Here is a 16,788-nt window from a genome sequence, read left to right as displayed (position 1 = left end):
CGTAGATGCCACGGTGAACCCGCTTGTGGCTAACTATGCGGCTTCGGGACCGCGACAGGATGCCAGTGAGAGCCGCAGGACGTTGGATGACAGGAAGTGCCATGGCGCTGGCGGCGTTGTGGGTGACCGGGCTGCTGGCCTATCAGGTGCCGGGGCCGGGCTGGCTGGCCAATGGCATTGCGGCGCTGTGGCTGCTGGTTGCGCTGTGGGCGTCGTGGCAGGTCGCGCGTGGCCGTGGCCATCGTCGCCTGGGCATGGCGTTCGGGGCATCGCTGGCGCTGGCCGGCCTGTGGTGGCTGCTGCTGACCCCGCGCCAGGACCGCGTATGGGCCGATGACGTGGCCCAGCGCCTGCATGTGGTGTCCTTCGACGGGCGCCACGTGGTGCTCGACAACGTGCGTGATTTCACTTGGCGCAGCGAAACCGACTACGACGCGCACTGGGTGCGCCGCGCGTACGACCTGGACCAGCTGCGTTCGGCCGACCTGGTGCTGTCGTACTGGATGGGCCCGGCGATCGCCCACACCCTCATCTCGTTTGGCTTCGAGGATGGGCGCCACGTGGTGTTCTCGCTGGAGATCCGCAAGGAACGCGGCGAATCGTTCTCGGCGCTGGGCGGCTTCTTCCGCAAATTCGAGATGACCCTGGTGGCCGCGGAGGAGACCGACATCATCCGCACCCGCACCAATGCGCGTGGCGAGGATGTCTACCTGTACCGCCTGCACGGCATGGACCGTGCGCAGCTGAAGGAGCTGTTCGCCGCGTACATCGCGCAGGCGCGCGAACTGGATGCGAAGCCGGGCTTCTACAACACACTCACCAGCAACTGCACCACGATCGTCTTCGATCTGGCCCGCCAGATCGCGCCGCGCCTGCCGCTGGACTACCGCCTGTTGCTGTCCGGCTACCTGGCCGAGTACGCACAGGAGGTCGGTGCACTGACCCCGGGTGTGCCGTACGCCGAGCTGCACGACAAGGGCCGCATCACCCAGCGTGCGTTGGACCTGGGCAGCGGCGAACACTTCTCCACCGTGATCCGCCAGGGCGTACCTGGCACCGAGCAGGACCCGCAGTAATGACTCGACTCCTCCTGACCCGCTGGCAGCGTGCGCTGCCGGTGTTGTTCGCCGCCTTCCTGCTGCTGGGCAGCAGTGGTTGCGCGATGGTCACCGTCAAGCAGGTCAAGTCCAGCGATTCGCTGGTCAACAAGCGTGCCGACGTGCTCAATACCGGCAAGCTCAGCCCCGCCGCGCGCGAGACGCTCAGCGCGGCAGGCCTGGACGAATCGCAGTGCGAGAAGGACTTCCTGGTCTGCCGCAGCACGCTGCTGATGACCGACGATCTCAATGTCGAGCAGCGGCTGTCTGCGCTGTCCGAACTGTGGGTGAAGGCCGCGCTGGCGCTGACGCCGAAGAAGACCGCAGCCGGTGATCCGCCGATGAGCGACGCAGCGCTGGACGCCTGGCTGGAAGCCGCGCGCTACGCCTATGCCTACCTGTTCTACAGCGGCCGCTCACCATCGGATCGCGCCTTCGAAGACCGGCAGACGCAGGTGCGTGACTACTACAACTACGCGGCCGAGAAGGCGGCGGTGGTGCTGTTCGTCCGCGCGCGCGCCGCTGCGTTGGCGGGCGAGGACTACACGAAGCCGATCTCGGTCGGCAGCTGGTCGCTGGCTTCCAACTACCAGCAGCTGAACCTGAAGAGCATTCCCGCGCAGCTGGTGCCAGCCGGCACGGTCAGCTTCGTCGGGCTGCGCAGTACTTATCGCCGTGATGGCTTCGGTGCCGAGCTGGTGATGGTGATGGACCCGCCGAAGCTGGTCGCACCCGTAGTCGCAGCGGATGGCCCGAAGGCCGAAACGGCAGCGGATGAAGGCGGTGACGAGCGCCGTGGCCGTCGCCACCGGCATGACAATTCGGTGCCTGAGTTCAGCGAGATGTCCTCGATCAACGTCACCGCGTTGCTGCGCTTCGAAGGCAGCAACCTGGACGATGTGATGCGCACGCGCCGGGTCGAGCTGGACGCTTATTCGCCCGAAGCGACCGAGCGCATCTCCCTGCATGGCGAGCAGGTGCCGCTGGCCGGCAACTTCACCGCCGCCTATGGCCTGTGGTTGGCGCAGAGCGGTTTCGCCCGGCAATCACTGCGCACCCTGTTCGGCATGAGCGAGGGCATCGGCGAACCGCACATCTACCTGATGCAGCCGTGGGACCCGAACCGCCGCATCATCTTCATGCTGCACGGCCTGGCCAGCAGCCCGGAAGCCTGGGTGAACCTGGCCAACGAGATCATGGGCGACCCCGAGCTGCGCCAGCAGTTCCAGGTGTGGCAGGTCTACTACCCGACCAACGCGCCGATCGCGCTGAACCGCTACGAGATCGCCAACGCGTTCAATGACACCCTCAAGCACTTCGACCCCAACGGCAGCACGCGCGCATCGAAGGACATGGTCTATATCGGCCACAGCATGGGCGGCGTGCTGGCGCGGCTGCTGGTGAGCGACTCGGGTGATGTGCTGTGGGATGACCTGCTGGCCAACTATGACCTGAAGGGCGAGCGGCTGAAGCGGGTGCAGGCCAAGCTGGGGCCACTGCTGCATTTCAAGGCGCAGCCGAACGTGGAACGCGCGATCTTCATCGCCGCGCCGCACCAGGGCACGGATATCGCCGGCAACAGGGTCGGGCGGCTGATCGGTCGCCTGGTACGCCTGCCGCTGACCATTCTCGGCAAATTCGAGGACGTGTTCATGGCGCTGGCACAGGCCGAGCAGCAGGTCGACGGCACCGCCAAGCCGAAGATCCCCAACAGCATCGACAACCTCAAGGCCAGCGATCCATTCGTGAAGGCCGCAGCGCAGCTGCCGATCGAAGCGGGACTGAAGTACCACTCGATCATCGCCCAGCGCAAGCCGGAGCTGCCGGTGGAAAAGTCCGATGACGGACTGGTGCCGTACTGGAGTGCGCACCTGCCGGGTGCACAGTCGGAGAAGGTCATCATTTCCGGCCACAGCGTGCAGGAGACCCCGCAGGCAGTGCTGGAAGTGCGGCGCATCCTGCACCGGGACATCGATGACGTAGGCACGGGGACCCGGTAGTGCCGGCCGCTGGCCGGCACCATCATGGGAGTCCCGCGTGCGCGGAGGTTGCCGGCCAGCGGACGGCACTACCGAAACCCGGCGGCGCTACACCCGTCGCGCGATCACCGCGGCCAGCACCGCCAGGCCGAAGGTGATCGCCAGGCACAGCAGGTAGCCGGTGTGCGGCGCGCTTTCCACGAACAGCGCGAACAACGCACCGGAGACCGCCAGCGCGGTGGCAACCGACAGGGCCTCGCTCAGCTGCAGGGCAGAGGTGTTGGCACCCTGCTCATGCGCTGCTGACAGTGACAGCGTCAGCACCGAGAGGCTGGCGTAGATCATGCCCATGCCGAAACCGGTGACCGTCCAGCCCCCCAGGGCCACCAGCAATGGCACTGCATTGAACAACACCGCAAGCGTTGCGGCGATACCGAGCGTCATCATCGCCGTGCCGACGCGCAGCAGCTGCTGGCGTGACCAACCGCGCTGCTGGTGACCCTGCAGCCAGGAGCCGGCGAACCAACCGAGTGCGCCGAGGCTGAGCACCGCGCCGGCCCAGCTGGGCGGGAGCCCGCGTTCGCGCTGCAGCAGCAGCGGCAGGTAGGCTTCGCAGGCGAAGAATGCGGCAGCGGCGATGCCGCGCAGTGCGATCACGCTGGGCAGGCCCCTGCGCAGGATCAGCGTTCCGGCCGGCAGCAGGCGATGCACGCATAGCAGCAGCGCCAGCATCGCCACGCCGATGCAGAGCAGGGCGGTCGGACCATGCTGCTGGCCGCCGAAGTACAGCAGCAGCGCCGCCAGCGATGCACCACTGGCCCAACGCACGAGGTTGCCGCGCCCCTCGTCGTCGTTGCTGTCGGCGGAGGGCTGCATGCGCGCCAGCGCAGGCCGCAGCAACAGGGCAGCAGGGACTGCCAGCAGCGGCACCGCCAGGAACACCCAGCGCCAGCCGAGATGCTGGACGATCAGGCCGCTCAGCGCCGGGCCGACCATCGAGGGCACCACCCAGCCCGCCGAGAATGCCGCGAACACCTTCGGCCGCAGGTGCTCGGGGTAGCTGCGGCCGACCATCACGTACAGCGAGACCGAAATCGCGCCCGCGCCCAGGCCCTGCATCAGGCGCCCGGCCACCAGCATGCCCATGCGCACGGCGAAGCCGGCCAGCAGCAGGCCCAGCACGAAGCAGGCCAGGCCGTACCACAGCGGCCGTGCCGGGCCCTGGCGGTCGGCCCAGCGTCCGGCCAGGGTCATGCCGATCACGCTGGTGGCCAGGGTGCCGCCAAAGGCCAGCGCGTACAGGCGCAGTCCATCGAGTGCTTCGGCCACGGTGGGCATCGCGGCCGCGACGGCCAGTGCTTCGAAGGCGTGCAGCGCGACCAGTGCGACCATGCCGATGGTCGTGGCGCGGTAGCGCGCGGACAGGATCGAGCTGTCAGCCGGCAGGTGGGTGTCGGCGGGAGAGAGGGTCGGGGTCATACGGGTCAGGTGCGGGCCGCGCTTGTCAACGGGCGGCGAAGATAGCAGCATGCCACCTCAACTATAGTTGAGGTCAAGCAATGGCATCCCAGGAACTCAGCGTTGGCGAGGTCTCCCAGCGCAGTGGCGTGGCCGTTTCCGCACTGCATTTCTACGAGCGCAAGGGGCTGATCAGCAGCCTGCGCACCTCGGGCAACCAACGCCGTTACAGCCGCGACGTGCTGCGCCGGTTGGCGGTGATCCGCGTGGCGCAGCGGGTGGGCATGCCGCTGGAAGCAGTCGGCCGTGCCTTCGAAAGCCTGCCTGACGGCCGCGCACCAACCAAAGCGGATTGGGCCAGGTTGTCCGCGCGCTGGCGCACCGAGCTGGAAGAGCGCATCCACATGCTGCAGCTGCTGCGCGATGAACTGACCGGCTGCATCGGCTGTGGCTGCCTGTCACTGCAGCATTGCCGCCTGGCCAACCCCGGCGACGTCCTCGGCGAACGCGGCGACGGCCCGATGCGCTGGGAGTGAGCGACAAAAAGGGAACGCGCTCCCGGTAGCGCCGGGCCATGCCCGGCGGACGAAAACGACTTAATCCCCTCCGTCCCCTTTTTCTTACCAGACCGTGATCGTCTCGCCGCTCTGGATGCCTTCCACTGCACGCTGGAAGGCCAGTGCGGCGCGTTGTGCGCTTACCGCTTCGAAGCCCGGGAAGTAGGGGCCGTAGGCCGCCATCGATTCGATCAGCACGTTCGGGCTGACCACGTTGATGCGCAGGCCGCGCGGCAGCAGCTCCAGTGCGGCGGCGCGCACGAAGCCTTCCAGTGCGGCATTCACTGCGGTGGCGTTGACGCCGTCGCGGATCGGCTGCGCGCTGATGATGCCGCTGGTCAGGGTGATCGAGCCACCGGCATTGAGGTGGTGCTGCGCGGCCAGTGCCAGCCGCACCTGTCCCAGCAGCTTGTCCTGCAGGCCGATAGTGAACTGCTCGGGCGTCATCTCCTGCAGCGGTCCGAAATGCACCGAGCCGGCGGTGGAGATCACCGCATCGACTGCGCCGGTACGCGAGAACAGTTCGGCAACGCTGGCGTCATCGGTCAGGTCCACGCGCAGTTCGCCGCTGCTGCGGCCGGCGGCGAGAATCTGATGCTGTTGGCCGAGCTGGCGGGCGACTGCCTGGCCGAGGGTGCCGCTGGCACCGACGAGGAGGATCTTCATGGCGGTTCCTTGCGTGAGGGTGTGAGCGCAGTCTGCGCCGTCACATTGGGGTTAGGTAAGCGGCGTATGATTTGCAGATTCCTAACTTTGGATTAGCAATGGATACCCTTCGCTGCATGCAGGCCTTCGTCGCCGTGGCCGAGCGCGGCAGCTTTGCCGGGGCCGCCGAACAGCTGCAGGTGTCGGCGGTGATGGTGGGCAAGTACATCCAGCAGCTGGAGGCGCATCTGGGCACCGCGCTGCTGCAACGGAACACCCGCCGCCAGCGCCTGACCGAAGCCGGCAGCGCCTATCTGGCCGGCTGCCGGCAGGTGCTGGAGCAGGTGCAGCAGGCCGAGGCCGATGTGGCCGGTCTGCAGGTACAGCCACGTGGTCTGCTGCGGGTCAGTGCGCCGACCACCTGGGGCAGCTGCGTGCTGGCGCCGCAGCTGGCCGGCCTGCTGCGCGCACAGCCGCAGTTGAACATCGAACTGGACCTGAGCAACCGCCGTGTGGATCTGATCGAGGACGGCTTCGACGTGGCGATCCGGGTCGGGCCGTTGCCATCGCAGGAGGTGGTGGCGCGGCCGCTGCCGCCGTATGCGATGAGCCTGTGCGCGGCGCCGTCTTACCTGCGCCGGCGCGGCACGCCGCGTACGCCCGCCGATCTGGCAGGGCATGACTGCCTGAGCCATCTGGCCTGGCGCGGTGGCCACGGCTGGCAGTTGGCCAATGGCGAACAGGTGGATTGGGAGGCGCGTCTGACCTGCAATGATGGGTTTGCGTTGCGCGAAGCGGCGGTCGCCGGCGCGGGGCTGGTGCTGCAGCCGACCGCATTGCTGGCCGGCGAGATCGCGGCAGGGCGGTTGAAGCCGCTGCTGCGCGACTATCTGCCTGAACCACGGCCGATGCACCTGATCTACCTGCCCGACCGCAGGCCGCGCCCGCGGTTGCAGTGCTTCGTCGATTTCGTCATGACCACGTTGGGGCAATGAGCATCCACGCCAGACGTGGATGACGGTGGGTGCCGACAGTTGGTCGGCACGCATCGGGATCAATCATTCGCCGCAGACAGTTCCTGCCCACGCACCTGCGCGGCGCGCAGTGCGGTGTCCACCAGCGCCTCGAAGCCACCGGCCTGGAAGCTCTCGATCGCGGCCTGGGTGGTTCCGTTCGGCGAGGTCACGCGGCGGCGAAGCTCGGCCGGGCTCTCACCGGCTTCATCAAGCATGCGCGAGGCACCCAGCAGGGTCTGCACCACCAGCGTGCGCGCGGCGTCGGCTGGCAGGCCCTGGGCAATACCCGCCGCTTCCATCGCTTCGGCCAGCAGGAACACATAGGCCGGGCCACTGCCGGATACGGCAGTCACTGAATCCATCAGCGCCTCGCTGTCGATCCAGACGGTGCGGCCTGCGCTGGCCAGCACCTTCTCGGCCTGTGCGTGCTGCTGCGTGTCCACCGACGGTGTGGCGAACAGGCCGGTCACACCTGCGCCGAGCAGGGCAGGGGTGTTCGGCATCGCGCGCACCACTGCCTGGTCGCCTCCCAGCCAGCGCTGCAGCTGCGCACTGGTGATGCCGGCGGCAATCGACACCACCAACGGCTGGTTTGCCTGGGCCAGCGTCTGCAGCGACTGGCAGACCTCACGCAGCACCTGCGGCTTCACCGCCAGCAGCCAGGTGCTGCCCTGCGCAGCGGCATCAATCGCGTTGTCATGCACCTGCACACCGAAGTCGGCGGCCAGCGCCTGGCGCAGTGCGGCCACCGGTTCGGCGACGTGGATGTGCGCGGCGGGTGTGCCCTGACGGATCAGGCCGGCGATCAGGCTGCGCGCCATGTTGCCGCCGCCGATGAAAGTGATGGAATCAGCTGCCATGGAAAGCTCCTTGGAAAGTCAGGCTGGGCGCGGGCGCGCGCCGAACAGGGCGGTACCGATGCGAACCAGGGTGGCGCCCTCGGCGATGGCTTCGGCGTAGTCGCTGCTCATGCCCATCGACAGCGTGTCGATCTGCACGTGCTGGGCAGCCAGCGACTCGAAAAGTGTGCGCATGCGCACGAATGCATCCCGACGGCGCTCGGCCTCGGGCCACGGCGCGGGAATCGCCATCAGTCCGCGCAGGCGCAGGGTGGGTTCGGCGGCAATTGCGGCGGCGAGTGCGTCCACTTCCTCCGGTGCACAGCCGTGCTTGCTGGATTCATCGTCGATGTTGACCTGGATCAGCACATTCAGCGGGCCGCATGCGGCCGGGCGATGGCGCGCCAGCGCCGTTACCAGCTTGGGCCGGTCCACGCTCTGCACCCAGTCGAAGTGGGTGGCCACGGCATCGGCCTTGTTCGACTGCAGGTGGCCGATCAGGTGCCACTCCAGCGCCAGGTGCTGCAGCGCCTGCATCTTGGCCAGCGCTTCCTGCACATAGTTTTCGCCGAAGGCCTGCTGGCCCTGTGCGGCCAGCGCAGCCACGGCCTCGGCCGGTTGGGTCTTGGACACGGCCAGCAGGCGCGGATCGGGCCGGCCGGCCGCCTCGGCGGCGGCATGCAGGTTGCTCAGGATCTGGGGCAGGGGAGTGGCCACGTAACGCGTTCCATTGAATCAGGAGGCTATACTGCCGCCCGGGGAAAGATCCTTCCAGTCGAAGCCGTTATTGGGGAGTAGCCGCTCATGGATATCGCCGAACTGCTGGCGTTTTCCGTAAAGAACAAAGCGTCCGACCTGCACCTGTCTGCAGGCCTGCCGCCGATGATCCGCGTGGACGGCGATGTTCGCCGGATCAACATCCCGGCCCTGGACCACAAGCAGGTCCACGCGCTGGTGTACGACATCATGTCCGACAAGCAGCGCCGCGATTACGAGGAATTCCTCGAAGTGGACTTCTCCTTCGAGATCCCGTCGCTGGCGCGCTTCCGTGTGAACGCGTTCAACCAGAACCGCGGTGCCGGTGCGGTGTTCCGTACCATTCCGTCCGAGGTGCTCACCCTCGAGGACCTGGCCTGCCCGCCGCTGTTCCGTGAAGTGATCCAGCAGCCGCAGGGCCTGATCCTGGTGACCGGCCCGACCGGCTCGGGCAAGTCGACCACGCTGGCGGCGATGATCGACTACATCAACAAGAACGAATACGGCCACATCCTCACCGTCGAGGATCCGATCGAATTCGTGCACACCTCGCAGAAGTGCCTGATCAACCAGCGCGAAGTGCACCGCGACACGCATGGCTTCAATGAAGCGTTGCGCTCGGCACTGCGCGAGGACCCGGACATCATCCTGGTCGGCGAACTCCGCGACCTGGAAACCATCCGCCTGGCACTGACCGCTGCGGAGACCGGCCACCTGGTGTTCGGCACTCTGCACACCAGCTCGGCGGCCAAGACCATCGACCGCATCATCGACGTGTTCCCGGCCGGCGAAAAGCCGATGGTGCGCTCGATGCTGTCCGAGTCGCTGCGTGCGGTGATCTCGCAGGCGCTGCTGAAGAAGGTCGGCGGTGGCCGCACCGCAGCGTGGGAAATCATGGTCGGCACGCCGGCCATCCGCAATCTGATCCGCGAGGACAAGGTGGCGCAGATGTACTCGGCCATCCAGACCGGCCAGCAGTACGGCATGATGACCCTGGACCAGCACCTGCAGGACCTGGTCAAGCGCAGCCTGATCACCCGCAACCAGGCCCGCGACTACGCCAAGGACAAGCGCCTGTTCGAGTAAGGCAGGGCAGCCACGGGCGGCGCGTGCAATGGCGCGGCCGCTCCGTGTTGTTTCCTCCACCGACCGTTACCTGGTAAACCGCTTTTCCGGGAGCCTGCCGTGAACACCACCGCGACCACCATCGATTTCACTTCGTTCCTCAAGCTGATGGCGCACCAGCGCGCCTCGGACCTGTTCATCACTGCGGGCATGCCGCCGGCGATGAAGGTCAACGGCAAGATCTCGCCGATCACGCAGACTCCGCTCACGCCGCAGCAGAGCCGCGACCTGGTGCTCAACGTGATGACCCCTGCGCAGCGCGAGGAGTTCGAGAAGACGCATGAATGCAACTTCGCCATCGGCCTGTCCGGTGTCGGCCGCTTCCGCGTCAGCTGCTTCTACCAGCGCAACCAGGTCGGCATGGTGCTGCGTCGCATCGAGACGCGCATTCCGACCGTGGAAGAGCTGAGCCTGCCGCCGATCATCAAGACGCTGGCGATGACCAAGCGCGGCATCATCCTGTTCGTTGGTGCCACCGGTACCGGCAAATCGACATCGCTGGCGGCGATGATCGGCTACCGCAACCAGAACTCGACCGGCCACATCATCACCATCGAAGATCCGATCGAGTTCGTGCACAAGCACGAGGGCTGCATCATCACCCAGCGCGAGGTCGGCATCGATACCGACAGCTGGGAAGCGGCCCTGAAGAACACCCTGCGCCAGGCGCCGGACGTGATCATGATCGGCGAGGTGCGTACCCGCGAAGGCATGGACCACGCCATCGCGTTCGCCGAAACCGGCCACCTGGTGCTAGCCACGCTGCATGCCAACAATGCCAACCAGGCGATGGATCGCATCATCAACTTCTTCCCGGAAGACCGCCGCAACCAGCTGCTGATGGACCTGTCGCTGAACCTCAAGGGCGTGGTCGCGCAGCAGCTGGTGCCGTCGCCCGACGGCCGCTCGCGCAAGGTGGCGATGGAGATCCTGCTGGGCACGCCGCTGGTGCAGGACTACATCCGCGACGGCGAGATCCACAAGCTGAAGGAAGTGATGAAGGACTCGGTCCAGCTAGGCATGAAGACCTTCGACCAGAGCCTGTTCGAGCTGTACCAGGCCGGCGAGATCAGCTACGAGGACGCACTGCGCTACGCCGACTCGCAGAACGAAGTGCGCCTGCGCATCAAGCTCAGCCAGGGCGGCGACGCGCGCACGCTGTCGCAGGGCCTGGATGGGGTGGAGATCTCCGAGATCCGGTGACCTGGCGATGTGTGGAGTCGACTGTCAGGAAGCGCAGTCGACTAACAGTCGACTCTACCCGTCGACTCTACTGGGCGCGCAGGCGATTGATGAATTCCAGTCATGACCGACTGTCGTCCAACCGGCTCAATCCATCGCCGCTGCAGGCGTATCGTCAGCACTCCCCCTCTGGAGTACGACGATGCAGACACGTGAACTCGGCCGCAGCGGCCTGAAGGTTTCCGCCCTGGGCCTGGGTTGCATGGGCCTGACCCATGCCTACGGCCAGCCGGTCGAACCGAGCCAGGGCATCGCCCTGCTGCACGCTGCCGTCGAGCGCGGCGTGACCTTCTTCGATACCGCCGAAGTGTACGGCCCGTACACCAACGAAGACCTGCTCGGCCAGGCCCTGGCACCCTACCGCGACAGGCTGGTGATCGCCACGAAGTTTGGTTTCAGGGACGCGCGCACCGATGCCGGCCTGGACAGCCGCCCGGAGAACATCCGTGCCGTGGCCGAAGCCAGCCTCAAGCGCCTGCGTACCGACCATATCGACCTGTTCTACCAGCACCGCGTCGACCCGAACGTGCCGATCGAGGACGTGGCCGGTACCGTGCGCGACCTGATCGCCGAGGGCAAGGTCGGCCACTTCGGCCTGTCCGAGGCCAGTGCTGCCACCGTGCGTCGCGCGCATGCGGTGCAGCCGGTGGCTGCGGTGCAGAGCGAGTACTCGCTGTGGTGGCGCGAACCGGAGCGTGAACTGCTGCCGACGCTGCAGGAGCTGGGCATCGGCTTCGTGCCGTTCAGCCCGCTGGGCCGCGGCTTCCTGACCGGTGCGATCAACGCCGACACCACCTTCGACGCCAACGATTTCCGCAACAGCGTGCCGCGTTTCGAAGTGGAAGCGCGTCGCGCCAACCAGGCGCTGGTGGATCGCATCAGCACGATCGCGGCGGCGCGGGGTGCGACCCCGGCGCAGGTGGCGCTGGCCTGGCTGCTGGCACAGGCGCCGTGGATCGTGCCGATCCCAGGCACCACCAAGGTCCATCGCCTGGAGGAAAACCTGGGCGCGGCCGACCTGCAGCTGGCACCGGAGGAGCTGCAACGCATCGCACAGGCGCTGGACGAAGTGTCGATCGTCGGCGAGCGCTACAACGCGCAGCGCGCCGCCCAGGCCAAGGGCTGATCAACAGCTGGGTGCGGACCGTTGGTGGTGGGGGCGGACCGTTGGTCCGCACTCCTTGATCCTCACCCCATCGGCCCACGCAGCGCATCAAGCACCGTCCGCATCGCCACGGTCACGTGGCGGCGCGAGGGGTAGTACGCGTAATAGCCATCGAAGTGCGGGCACCAGTCGTCCAGCACCGAAAGCAGGCGGCCGTCGTCCAGCATCGGCTGTACCTGGTCCTCCGGCAGCCAGGCCAACCCGCTGCCTGCCAGTGCGGCGGCGCGGGTCATGCCCATGCTGTTGAAGATCCACTGGCCGCTCACACGCACGCTCAGTTCATTGCCGTCCTGGCCGAAATCCCACGGCATCAGCCCGCCATGCGTGGGCAGGCGCAGGGTGACGCAGTTGTGCCCGGCCAGGTCGTCCGGGTGCCGCGGCACCAGGTGCTGGCGGAAGTAGCTGGGCGCCCCGACCACGCGCATGCGCAGCGGCGGGCTGATCGGTACGGCGATCATGTCGCGCGCCAGCCGCTCGCCCAGGCGGATGCCGATGTCGTAGCGCTCGGCCACGATGTCGGCCAACCCGTAGTCGGCCGCCAGTTCCACCTTCAAGTCCGGATACTGCTGCAGCAGCGGCGCCAGCCTGGGCCAGGCGATGTACTCGGCGGCGTGGCCGGTGGCATTGATGCGGATGGTGCCGGCCGGGCGTTCACGGTACTCGGCCAGCGCGGCCAGCCCGTCCTCGATCTCGGCCAGGCGCGGGGCCAGGGTATCGAGCAGGCGGGCACCGGCTTCGGTGGTCGAGACGCTGCGGGTGGTGCGGGTCAGCAGGCGCACGCCCAGGCGCTGCTCCAGTCCGCGCATGGCATGGCTGAGCGCGGACTGGGACACGCCCAGCTGGGCGGCAGCCTTGGTGAAGCTGCCCTCGCGGGCAACGTGGACGAAGGCCTGCAGGTCGTTGAGGTTTTCGCGGGGCATGAGGGGATGATACGGCCGCGCTGCGCCCGGCAGCTGCCGAATCAACGTCAACGGCAACGTCAAAAGCTGGCTTCCCGTGGGAGGCGGGGTGGCTCAGGTTGCAGGGGACGGCGCAAGTCCCCCTCCGGGGCCCGGCCCAGCCGCTGGCGGCTGTGCGTTCGGGCGCTTGCGAAGCAGTGCTTCGCAAGCAAAGCGCCCTCACCCATGTAGCCTCGGTCGCGCTTGCTCGTGTGCGCTGTCCTGCGCACACGGCAAGACCGGGGTTGGGCGTCCTGCCCAACCCGTCCGAGGCATGCCTCGGGACCATGGCGCTCACGCCCCCGCAACCTGAGCCACCCCGCCTTCGACAATTTCCCGCGAGCTGTTGGAACGGCATTCTGCTTTGGTGGGTGCCGACCGTTGGTCGGCACTGGGTCGGACGTGTGGGTATGTCGATTTCTGCGTCTGTGGTTCGTCGAATGAATGACTTCAACGGGAGCTGCACATGAGCACTGACACCAAGCCCAAGGGCCCGGCCTCGTACTTCCCCTCCATCGAGAAGACCTATGGGCAGCCGGTCGCCCAGTGGCTCGGGCTGCTGGCAGGGAAGAAGGGCCTGAAACACATGGAACTGGTCAGCTTCCTGAAAAGTGAGCATGGGCTGGGCCATGGCCATGCCAACGCGCTGGTGGCGCACCATCTGGCCGGCAAGGGCTGAGCAGCGGCGGGCCCGGGGCAGGGCGGGGCGCATTCAGCTGAACGATTTCATCTGCAACTGTCATGCAGATCGTGTCTAATACCGCTCCCCACCTGCTGTTCCCCACCCGTATGTCCCTTCCCTCCCATGGCCCCGCGCCGTGCGACGACGCTGACGGCCACCTGGTCACCGCCGGTCCGCTGACCCCGCCGCCCGACAGCGCCGGTACCACCGCCGACGAAAAAGCGCTGCGTCACTCGATCGCCGAGGACGTGCAGGGCATGGTGCTGGCCACGATGGTGGCCTCGCTGGGCCTGGCCATCTTCGCCAAGAGTGGACTGATGATCGGCGGCATGGCCGGCATGGCGTTCCTGCTGCATTACGCGCTGGACTGGAACTTCGGCGTGGTGTTCGTGCTGGTCAATCTGCCGTTCTACTGGGTGGCGGTGCGGCGCATGGGCTGGGAATTCACCCTGAAGACCTTCGCCGCGGTCACCGCCTGTGGCGTGCTGACCGACCTGCTGCCGCGCTGGATCGACTTCTCGCACATCCACCCGCTGTATTCGGCGATCGTCGGTGGCGCATTGTCCGGCCTGGGCATCCTGTTCTTCATCCGCCATCGTGCCAGCCTCGGCGGTATCGGCATCCTGGCGGTGTACCTGCAGCGCACCCGTGGCTGGAGCGCGGGCAAGGTGCAGATGTCCTACGACGCCTGCCTGATGGTGGCCGCGTTCTTCGTGCTGTCGCCTTCCAAGGTGCTGTACTCGGCCATCGGCGCGGTGGTGCTCAGCCTTGTGCTGATGTTCAACCACCGCCCTGGCCGCTACATGGGTGTGTGATCGCGCTCTCCGCGTTCGCCGGGCATGGCCCGGCGCTACTACGTGGCGGTTCCGGTAGCGCCGGGCCATGCCCGGCGGCTGTCCTTCAACGTACGGCGGCCTGCAGCCACGGCGGTGACAGCATCAGCAGCCGCGCATGCACCGGGCAATCCTCGGCGTGCGCACCGGGCAGGTAGCCCAGGCTCATCAGGAATTCGCCGGTGATCTCGCCGCCAGTGAAGCGGAACATCTTCTTGAACAGCTTCACCCAGTCGGCCTTGTTGCGTGGGTGGTGCGCATCCAGCCACGCCGCGAAGCTGCCATGGCTGGCCCGCAGCTGCTGGATCACCTGCGCGTTGTGGATCGCCGCCAGCACCTTCAGGCGGTTGCGGATGATGCCCGGGTCCGACAGCAGGCGCGCGATGTCCTGCTCGGCGTAGGCCGCCACGCGGTCCACATCGAAGCCGTCATAGGCTGCGCGGAAGCCCTCGCGCTTCTTCAGGATCGTTTCCCAGCTCAAACCGGCCTGGTTGATTTCCAGTACCAATCGCTCGAACAGTTCACGCTCGTCCCGCTGCGGGAAGCCGTACTCGTTGGCGTGGTAGTAGTCGTGCACCGGATGGCCGGGGGCAATCAGGCAGTAACCGCTCATGGGGAAGGCTCGTTGGATTCGGATTCGGATTCGGATTCGGGTTCGGGATCGATGGCCACTGCAGGGTGCCCGCCGATGGACAGCATCGGCCAGCGCGGTGGCACGAGCGTGAGTTTGCCGTTACGCAGGGCCTGGTTGATCGCCTCGGCCGGCCCGCTGACGGTGCCGAACAGCGCACCGGCCCGGCGCCACTGGGAATCGCTGCCACGTGCGTACAGCACGCAGTCCGGTCCACGGTGGGTGTACAGCTCGCACAGCAGCACTTCGCCGGTACCATCACCGTCCAGGTCGCGATGCACGATCAGGCAGTCGCGCTCGCTCTGTGCGCAGGATTCGCCATTGATCGATCGGGTGGCCAGAGCTTTCCACCAGTCGTCCGGTGGCGAGCTGGATCCGGCGGCCAGCTTCAGTGCGCGCCGCAGGGCGGCGACGTCCTGCGGCCCCTTGTCGAGGCGGTGGCCGTCGTCCCAGCGGGAGGTACGCGCCAGCGCTGCCGCGACCACCTGTGGCGCGTTGGCATCGGCGATGATGGCCGGATCACGCTGCAACTCGCGCAGCGCCTGCACGCCACGGCGGCCAAGATCGAAGCGCAGCACGTTGACGTCACTGCTGGTGATCGCCGGCGGGTCCGCGCGCAGGCGCTCCAGCTGGCTGGACAGGGTCAGCCGCACCGGGTCCAGCAGGGGCGAGTTGCCCAGCAGGGCCAGTGCGAGCACCACCCAGCACATCCAGCGGTTGACCGGTTCCAGCGCCTGCAGCCAGCGGCCCTGGCGACGCAGTACCGCCAGCGCATAGCCCAGGGCATAGCCGGCCACGGCCAGCGCGATCAGCAGTGCCCAGAACCGGTCCACTGTCCACCCGTACTGCACCACGCGCAGGCCCAGCGCATACAGCGCCAGCGCGGCGTAGACCGGCAGCGCCAGCAGGCTGGCCTCGACCAGACGGCGCAGCACGAGAGGGTACGGCGGGGAGTCTTCCCCCTGCTGGTAGACCGCATTGGTGAACGTCACCAGCAGCAGTGACACCACCACCAGCAGGCTGGCGGCCGAACGGGTCTTCCACAGTGGTTCCAGCCCGGCAAGCGGCAGGCTCAGCACGAACAACACGGCGATGAACGAGAGCAGTGGCAGCAGCCCGCGGCAGATCGCGAACAGCACCTGGCGGGTGATCTGGATCGCCCGATGCTGGGTGCGCCCGATCAGCACGCCAAACCCGGCCAGGCTGCCGGTGGCCAGTGCGATGAAAGCATCCTGGCGGAACAGATCGCGGAAGAAGGTGACCTCCAGCAGCTGGAACAGCGCCGCCCACAGCCACAGCAGCAGCCAGGTCAGCCCGGTGAACAGCGCCGCCAGGGCCAGGGTCAAGCCGTTCTGCCAGGCGCGCTCGAACAGCTCGGGGTAGCTGGCGCGCCACTGACCGTGCTGCAGCTGGAACTGCCACCAGGGCAGGGCCACGAACACCGCCACGCCCATGCCCAGGGTCAACGGAAACTGCAGCGCGCCCGATTCCAGTGCGGCCTCGCCATTGAGGTTCCAGCCGATCCAGGCGGCCAGTGCCAGCACCACCACCGAGCCGAGCGCCGCCTGCAGCCACAGGCGGCGTTGGCCCAGCTCGACCAGGCTCAGCGCCACCGCGCTGGGAATGGCCAGCACCCAGGCGTACCAGCAGTAGCGCCAGCCGATATCGCGGAACGGCCACGCATCGGACAATTCCTGCGCGGCATACAGCATCAGACCCTGCAGCAGGGCGATCAGGACGATGGCGCTGCGTGCCGGCAGGGTCAGGGGCGATGAAGACTGCATCGATGACCTTCCATGGCAAAGCACCATCCTAGCCCATCGCG

At 67.1% G+C, this 16,788-nt stretch carries 15 protein-coding genes and 1 pseudogene; 9 read left to right on the top strand and 7 right to left on the bottom strand.

The window, feature by feature from the left end; all coding sequences use genetic code 11:
* Window positions 1–101: 101 nt before the first annotated feature.
* Both AC5P7R_RS02100 and AC5P7R_RS02095 read left to right on the top strand, forming a co-directional pair.
* On the top strand, window positions 102–1,076 hold the full coding sequence (locus AC5P7R_RS02100; protein WP_227852035.1) for an Lnb N-terminal periplasmic domain-containing protein: 975 nt from the start codon (window positions 102–104) through the stop codon (window positions 1,074–1,076).
* Entirely contained in the window at window positions 1,076–3,097 is a 2,022-nt protein-coding gene (locus tag AC5P7R_RS02095; protein ID WP_021202605.1) for an esterase/lipase family protein, read from the top strand. Before AC5P7R_RS02100 ends, AC5P7R_RS02095 begins: the two co-directional genes overlap by 1 nt.
* An 87-nt stretch (window positions 3,098–3,184) precedes the next feature.
* Here AC5P7R_RS02095 and AC5P7R_RS02090 read toward each other — a convergent pair whose 3' ends face one another.
* Window positions 3,185–4,606: an MFS transporter gene (locus AC5P7R_RS02090; protein WP_227854427.1), complete on the bottom strand. Its 1,422-nt coding sequence runs from the start codon at window positions 4,604–4,606 to the stop codon at window positions 3,185–3,187.
* Between the two features lie 29 nt (window positions 4,607–4,635).
* Here AC5P7R_RS02090 and soxR point away from each other — a divergent pair, with 29 nt between their 5' ends.
* Window positions 4,636–5,070: a redox-sensitive transcriptional activator SoxR gene (gene soxR / locus AC5P7R_RS02085; protein WP_021202603.1), complete on the top strand. Its 435-nt coding sequence runs from the start codon at window positions 4,636–4,638 to the stop codon at window positions 5,068–5,070.
* Between the two features lie 84 nt (window positions 5,071–5,154).
* On the opposite strand, the pseudogene AC5P7R_RS02080 reads toward soxR, so the two are convergent.
* Window positions 5,155–5,784, bottom strand: a pseudogene (locus AC5P7R_RS02080) (short chain dehydrogenase); the annotation flags it as partial.
* Between the two features lie 71 nt (window positions 5,785–5,855).
* Here AC5P7R_RS02080 and AC5P7R_RS02075 point away from each other — a divergent pair.
* Window positions 5,856–6,731, top strand: a complete 876-nt coding sequence (locus AC5P7R_RS02075; protein ID WP_021202602.1) for a LysR family transcriptional regulator — start codon at window positions 5,856–5,858, stop codon at window positions 6,729–6,731.
* A 59-nt stretch (window positions 6,732–6,790) separates the two neighbouring features.
* Here AC5P7R_RS02075 and proC read toward each other — a convergent pair whose 3' ends face one another.
* Both proC and AC5P7R_RS02065 read right to left on the bottom strand, forming a co-directional pair.
* Window positions 6,791–7,612 carry a pyrroline-5-carboxylate reductase gene (gene proC / locus AC5P7R_RS02070; RefSeq protein ID WP_021202601.1) on the bottom strand — a complete coding sequence of 274 codons (822 nt, stop codon included), beginning with the start codon at window positions 7,610–7,612 and terminating at the stop codon, window positions 6,791–6,793.
* Between the two features lie 18 nt (window positions 7,613–7,630).
* Window positions 7,631–8,308 carry a YggS family pyridoxal phosphate-dependent enzyme gene (locus AC5P7R_RS02065; protein ID WP_111098568.1) on the bottom strand — a complete coding sequence of 226 codons (678 nt, stop codon included), beginning with the start codon at window positions 8,306–8,308 and terminating at the stop codon, window positions 7,631–7,633.
* Between the two features lie 87 nt (window positions 8,309–8,395).
* On the opposite strand from AC5P7R_RS02065, the gene AC5P7R_RS02060 reads away from it, so the two are divergent.
* From AC5P7R_RS02060 to AC5P7R_RS02050, 3 genes are all read left to right on the top strand, one after another.
* A complete protein-coding gene (locus AC5P7R_RS02060) occupies window positions 8,396–9,433 on the top strand; it encodes a type IV pilus twitching motility protein PilT (RefSeq protein WP_006422551.1) in 1,038 nt (345 codons plus the stop codon).
* Window positions 9,434–9,532: 99 nt separating this feature from the next.
* Window positions 9,533–10,675, top strand: coding sequence for a PilT/PilU family type 4a pilus ATPase (locus AC5P7R_RS02055; protein ID WP_019659468.1), 1,143 nt, complete (start codon window positions 9,533–9,535; stop codon window positions 10,673–10,675).
* A gap of 181 nt (window positions 10,676–10,856) precedes the next feature.
* A complete protein-coding gene (locus AC5P7R_RS02050; RefSeq protein WP_019659467.1) occupies window positions 10,857–11,840 on the top strand; it encodes an aldo/keto reductase in 984 nt (327 codons plus the stop codon).
* 62 nt (window positions 11,841–11,902) lie between these two features.
* Here AC5P7R_RS02050 and AC5P7R_RS02045 read toward each other — a convergent pair whose 3' ends face one another.
* Window positions 11,903–12,799 carry a LysR family transcriptional regulator gene (locus AC5P7R_RS02045; RefSeq protein ID WP_021202599.1) on the bottom strand — a complete coding sequence of 299 codons (897 nt, stop codon included), beginning with the start codon at window positions 12,797–12,799 and terminating at the stop codon, window positions 11,903–11,905.
* Between the two features lie 484 nt (window positions 12,800–13,283).
* Here AC5P7R_RS02045 and AC5P7R_RS02040 point away from each other — a divergent pair, with 484 nt between their 5' ends.
* Both AC5P7R_RS02040 and AC5P7R_RS02035 read left to right on the top strand, forming a co-directional pair.
* Window positions 13,284–13,496, top strand: a complete 213-nt coding sequence (locus AC5P7R_RS02040; protein WP_111098566.1) for a DUF4287 domain-containing protein — start codon at window positions 13,284–13,286, stop codon at window positions 13,494–13,496.
* A 110-nt stretch (window positions 13,497–13,606) separates the two neighbouring features.
* Window positions 13,607–14,314 carry a YitT family protein gene (locus tag AC5P7R_RS02035; RefSeq protein ID WP_029379885.1) on the top strand — a complete coding sequence of 236 codons (708 nt, stop codon included), beginning with the start codon at window positions 13,607–13,609 and terminating at the stop codon, window positions 14,312–14,314.
* Between the two features lie 85 nt (window positions 14,315–14,399).
* On the opposite strand, the gene AC5P7R_RS02030 is transcribed toward AC5P7R_RS02035, so the two are convergent.
* Together AC5P7R_RS02030 and AC5P7R_RS02025 are read right to left on the bottom strand one after the other, a co-directional pair.
* Complete coding sequence (locus AC5P7R_RS02030; protein WP_227854428.1) at window positions 14,400–14,945, bottom strand: DNA-3-methyladenine glycosylase I; 546 nt, start codon at window positions 14,943–14,945, stop codon at window positions 14,400–14,402.
* A complete protein-coding gene (locus AC5P7R_RS02025) occupies window positions 14,942–16,747 on the bottom strand; it encodes a DUF4153 domain-containing protein (RefSeq protein WP_188250358.1) in 1,806 nt (601 codons plus the stop codon). The genes AC5P7R_RS02030 and AC5P7R_RS02025 overlap by 4 nt, the downstream gene beginning before the upstream one ends.
* Window positions 16,748–16,788: the final 41 nt, after the last annotated feature.

Source organism: Stenotrophomonas sp. YJH_SMC_27 (assembly GCF_059369815.1).
The sequence above is the reverse complement of the archived record's forward strand: the minus strand, read 5'-3'. Positions and strand labels throughout refer to the sequence as shown.

Excerpts from the sequence above, each read along its gene's own strand:
- soxR (WP_021202603.1), top strand. The coding sequence starts at position 4,636 with ATGGCATCCCAGGAACTCAGCGTTGGCGAGGTCTCCCAGCGCAGTGGC.
- AC5P7R_RS02040 (WP_111098566.1), top strand. The coding sequence starts at position 13,284 with ATGAGCACTGACACCAAGCCCAAGGGCCCGGCCTCGTACTTCCCCTCC.
- AC5P7R_RS02095 (WP_021202605.1), top strand. The coding sequence starts at position 1,076 with ATGACTCGACTCCTCCTGACCCGCTGGCAGCGTGCGCTGCCGGTGTTG.
- AC5P7R_RS02090 (WP_227854427.1), bottom strand. The coding sequence starts at position 4,606 with ATGCTGCTATCTTCGCCGCCCGTTGACAAGCGCGGCCCGCACCTGACC.
- proC (WP_021202601.1), bottom strand. The coding sequence starts at position 7,612 with ATGGCAGCTGATTCCATCACTTTCATCGGCGGCGGCAACATGGCGCGC.
- AC5P7R_RS02060 (WP_006422551.1), top strand. The coding sequence starts at position 8,396 with ATGGATATCGCCGAACTGCTGGCGTTTTCCGTAAAGAACAAAGCGTCC.
- AC5P7R_RS02045 (WP_021202599.1), bottom strand. The coding sequence starts at position 12,799 with ATGCCCCGCGAAAACCTCAACGACCTGCAGGCCTTCGTCCACGTTGCC.
- AC5P7R_RS02030 (WP_227854428.1), bottom strand. The coding sequence starts at position 14,945 with ATGAGCGGTTACTGCCTGATTGCCCCCGGCCATCCGGTGCACGACTAC.
- AC5P7R_RS02035 (WP_029379885.1), top strand. The coding sequence starts at position 13,607 with ATGTCCCTTCCCTCCCATGGCCCCGCGCCGTGCGACGACGCTGACGGC.
- AC5P7R_RS02050 (WP_019659467.1), top strand. The coding sequence starts at position 10,857 with ATGCAGACACGTGAACTCGGCCGCAGCGGCCTGAAGGTTTCCGCCCTG.
- AC5P7R_RS02025 (WP_188250358.1), bottom strand. The coding sequence starts at position 16,747 with ATGCAGTCTTCATCGCCCCTGACCCTGCCGGCACGCAGCGCCATCGTC.
- AC5P7R_RS02075 (WP_021202602.1), top strand. The coding sequence starts at position 5,856 with ATGGATACCCTTCGCTGCATGCAGGCCTTCGTCGCCGTGGCCGAGCGC.
- AC5P7R_RS02100 (WP_227852035.1), top strand. The coding sequence starts at position 102 with ATGGCGCTGGCGGCGTTGTGGGTGACCGGGCTGCTGGCCTATCAGGTG.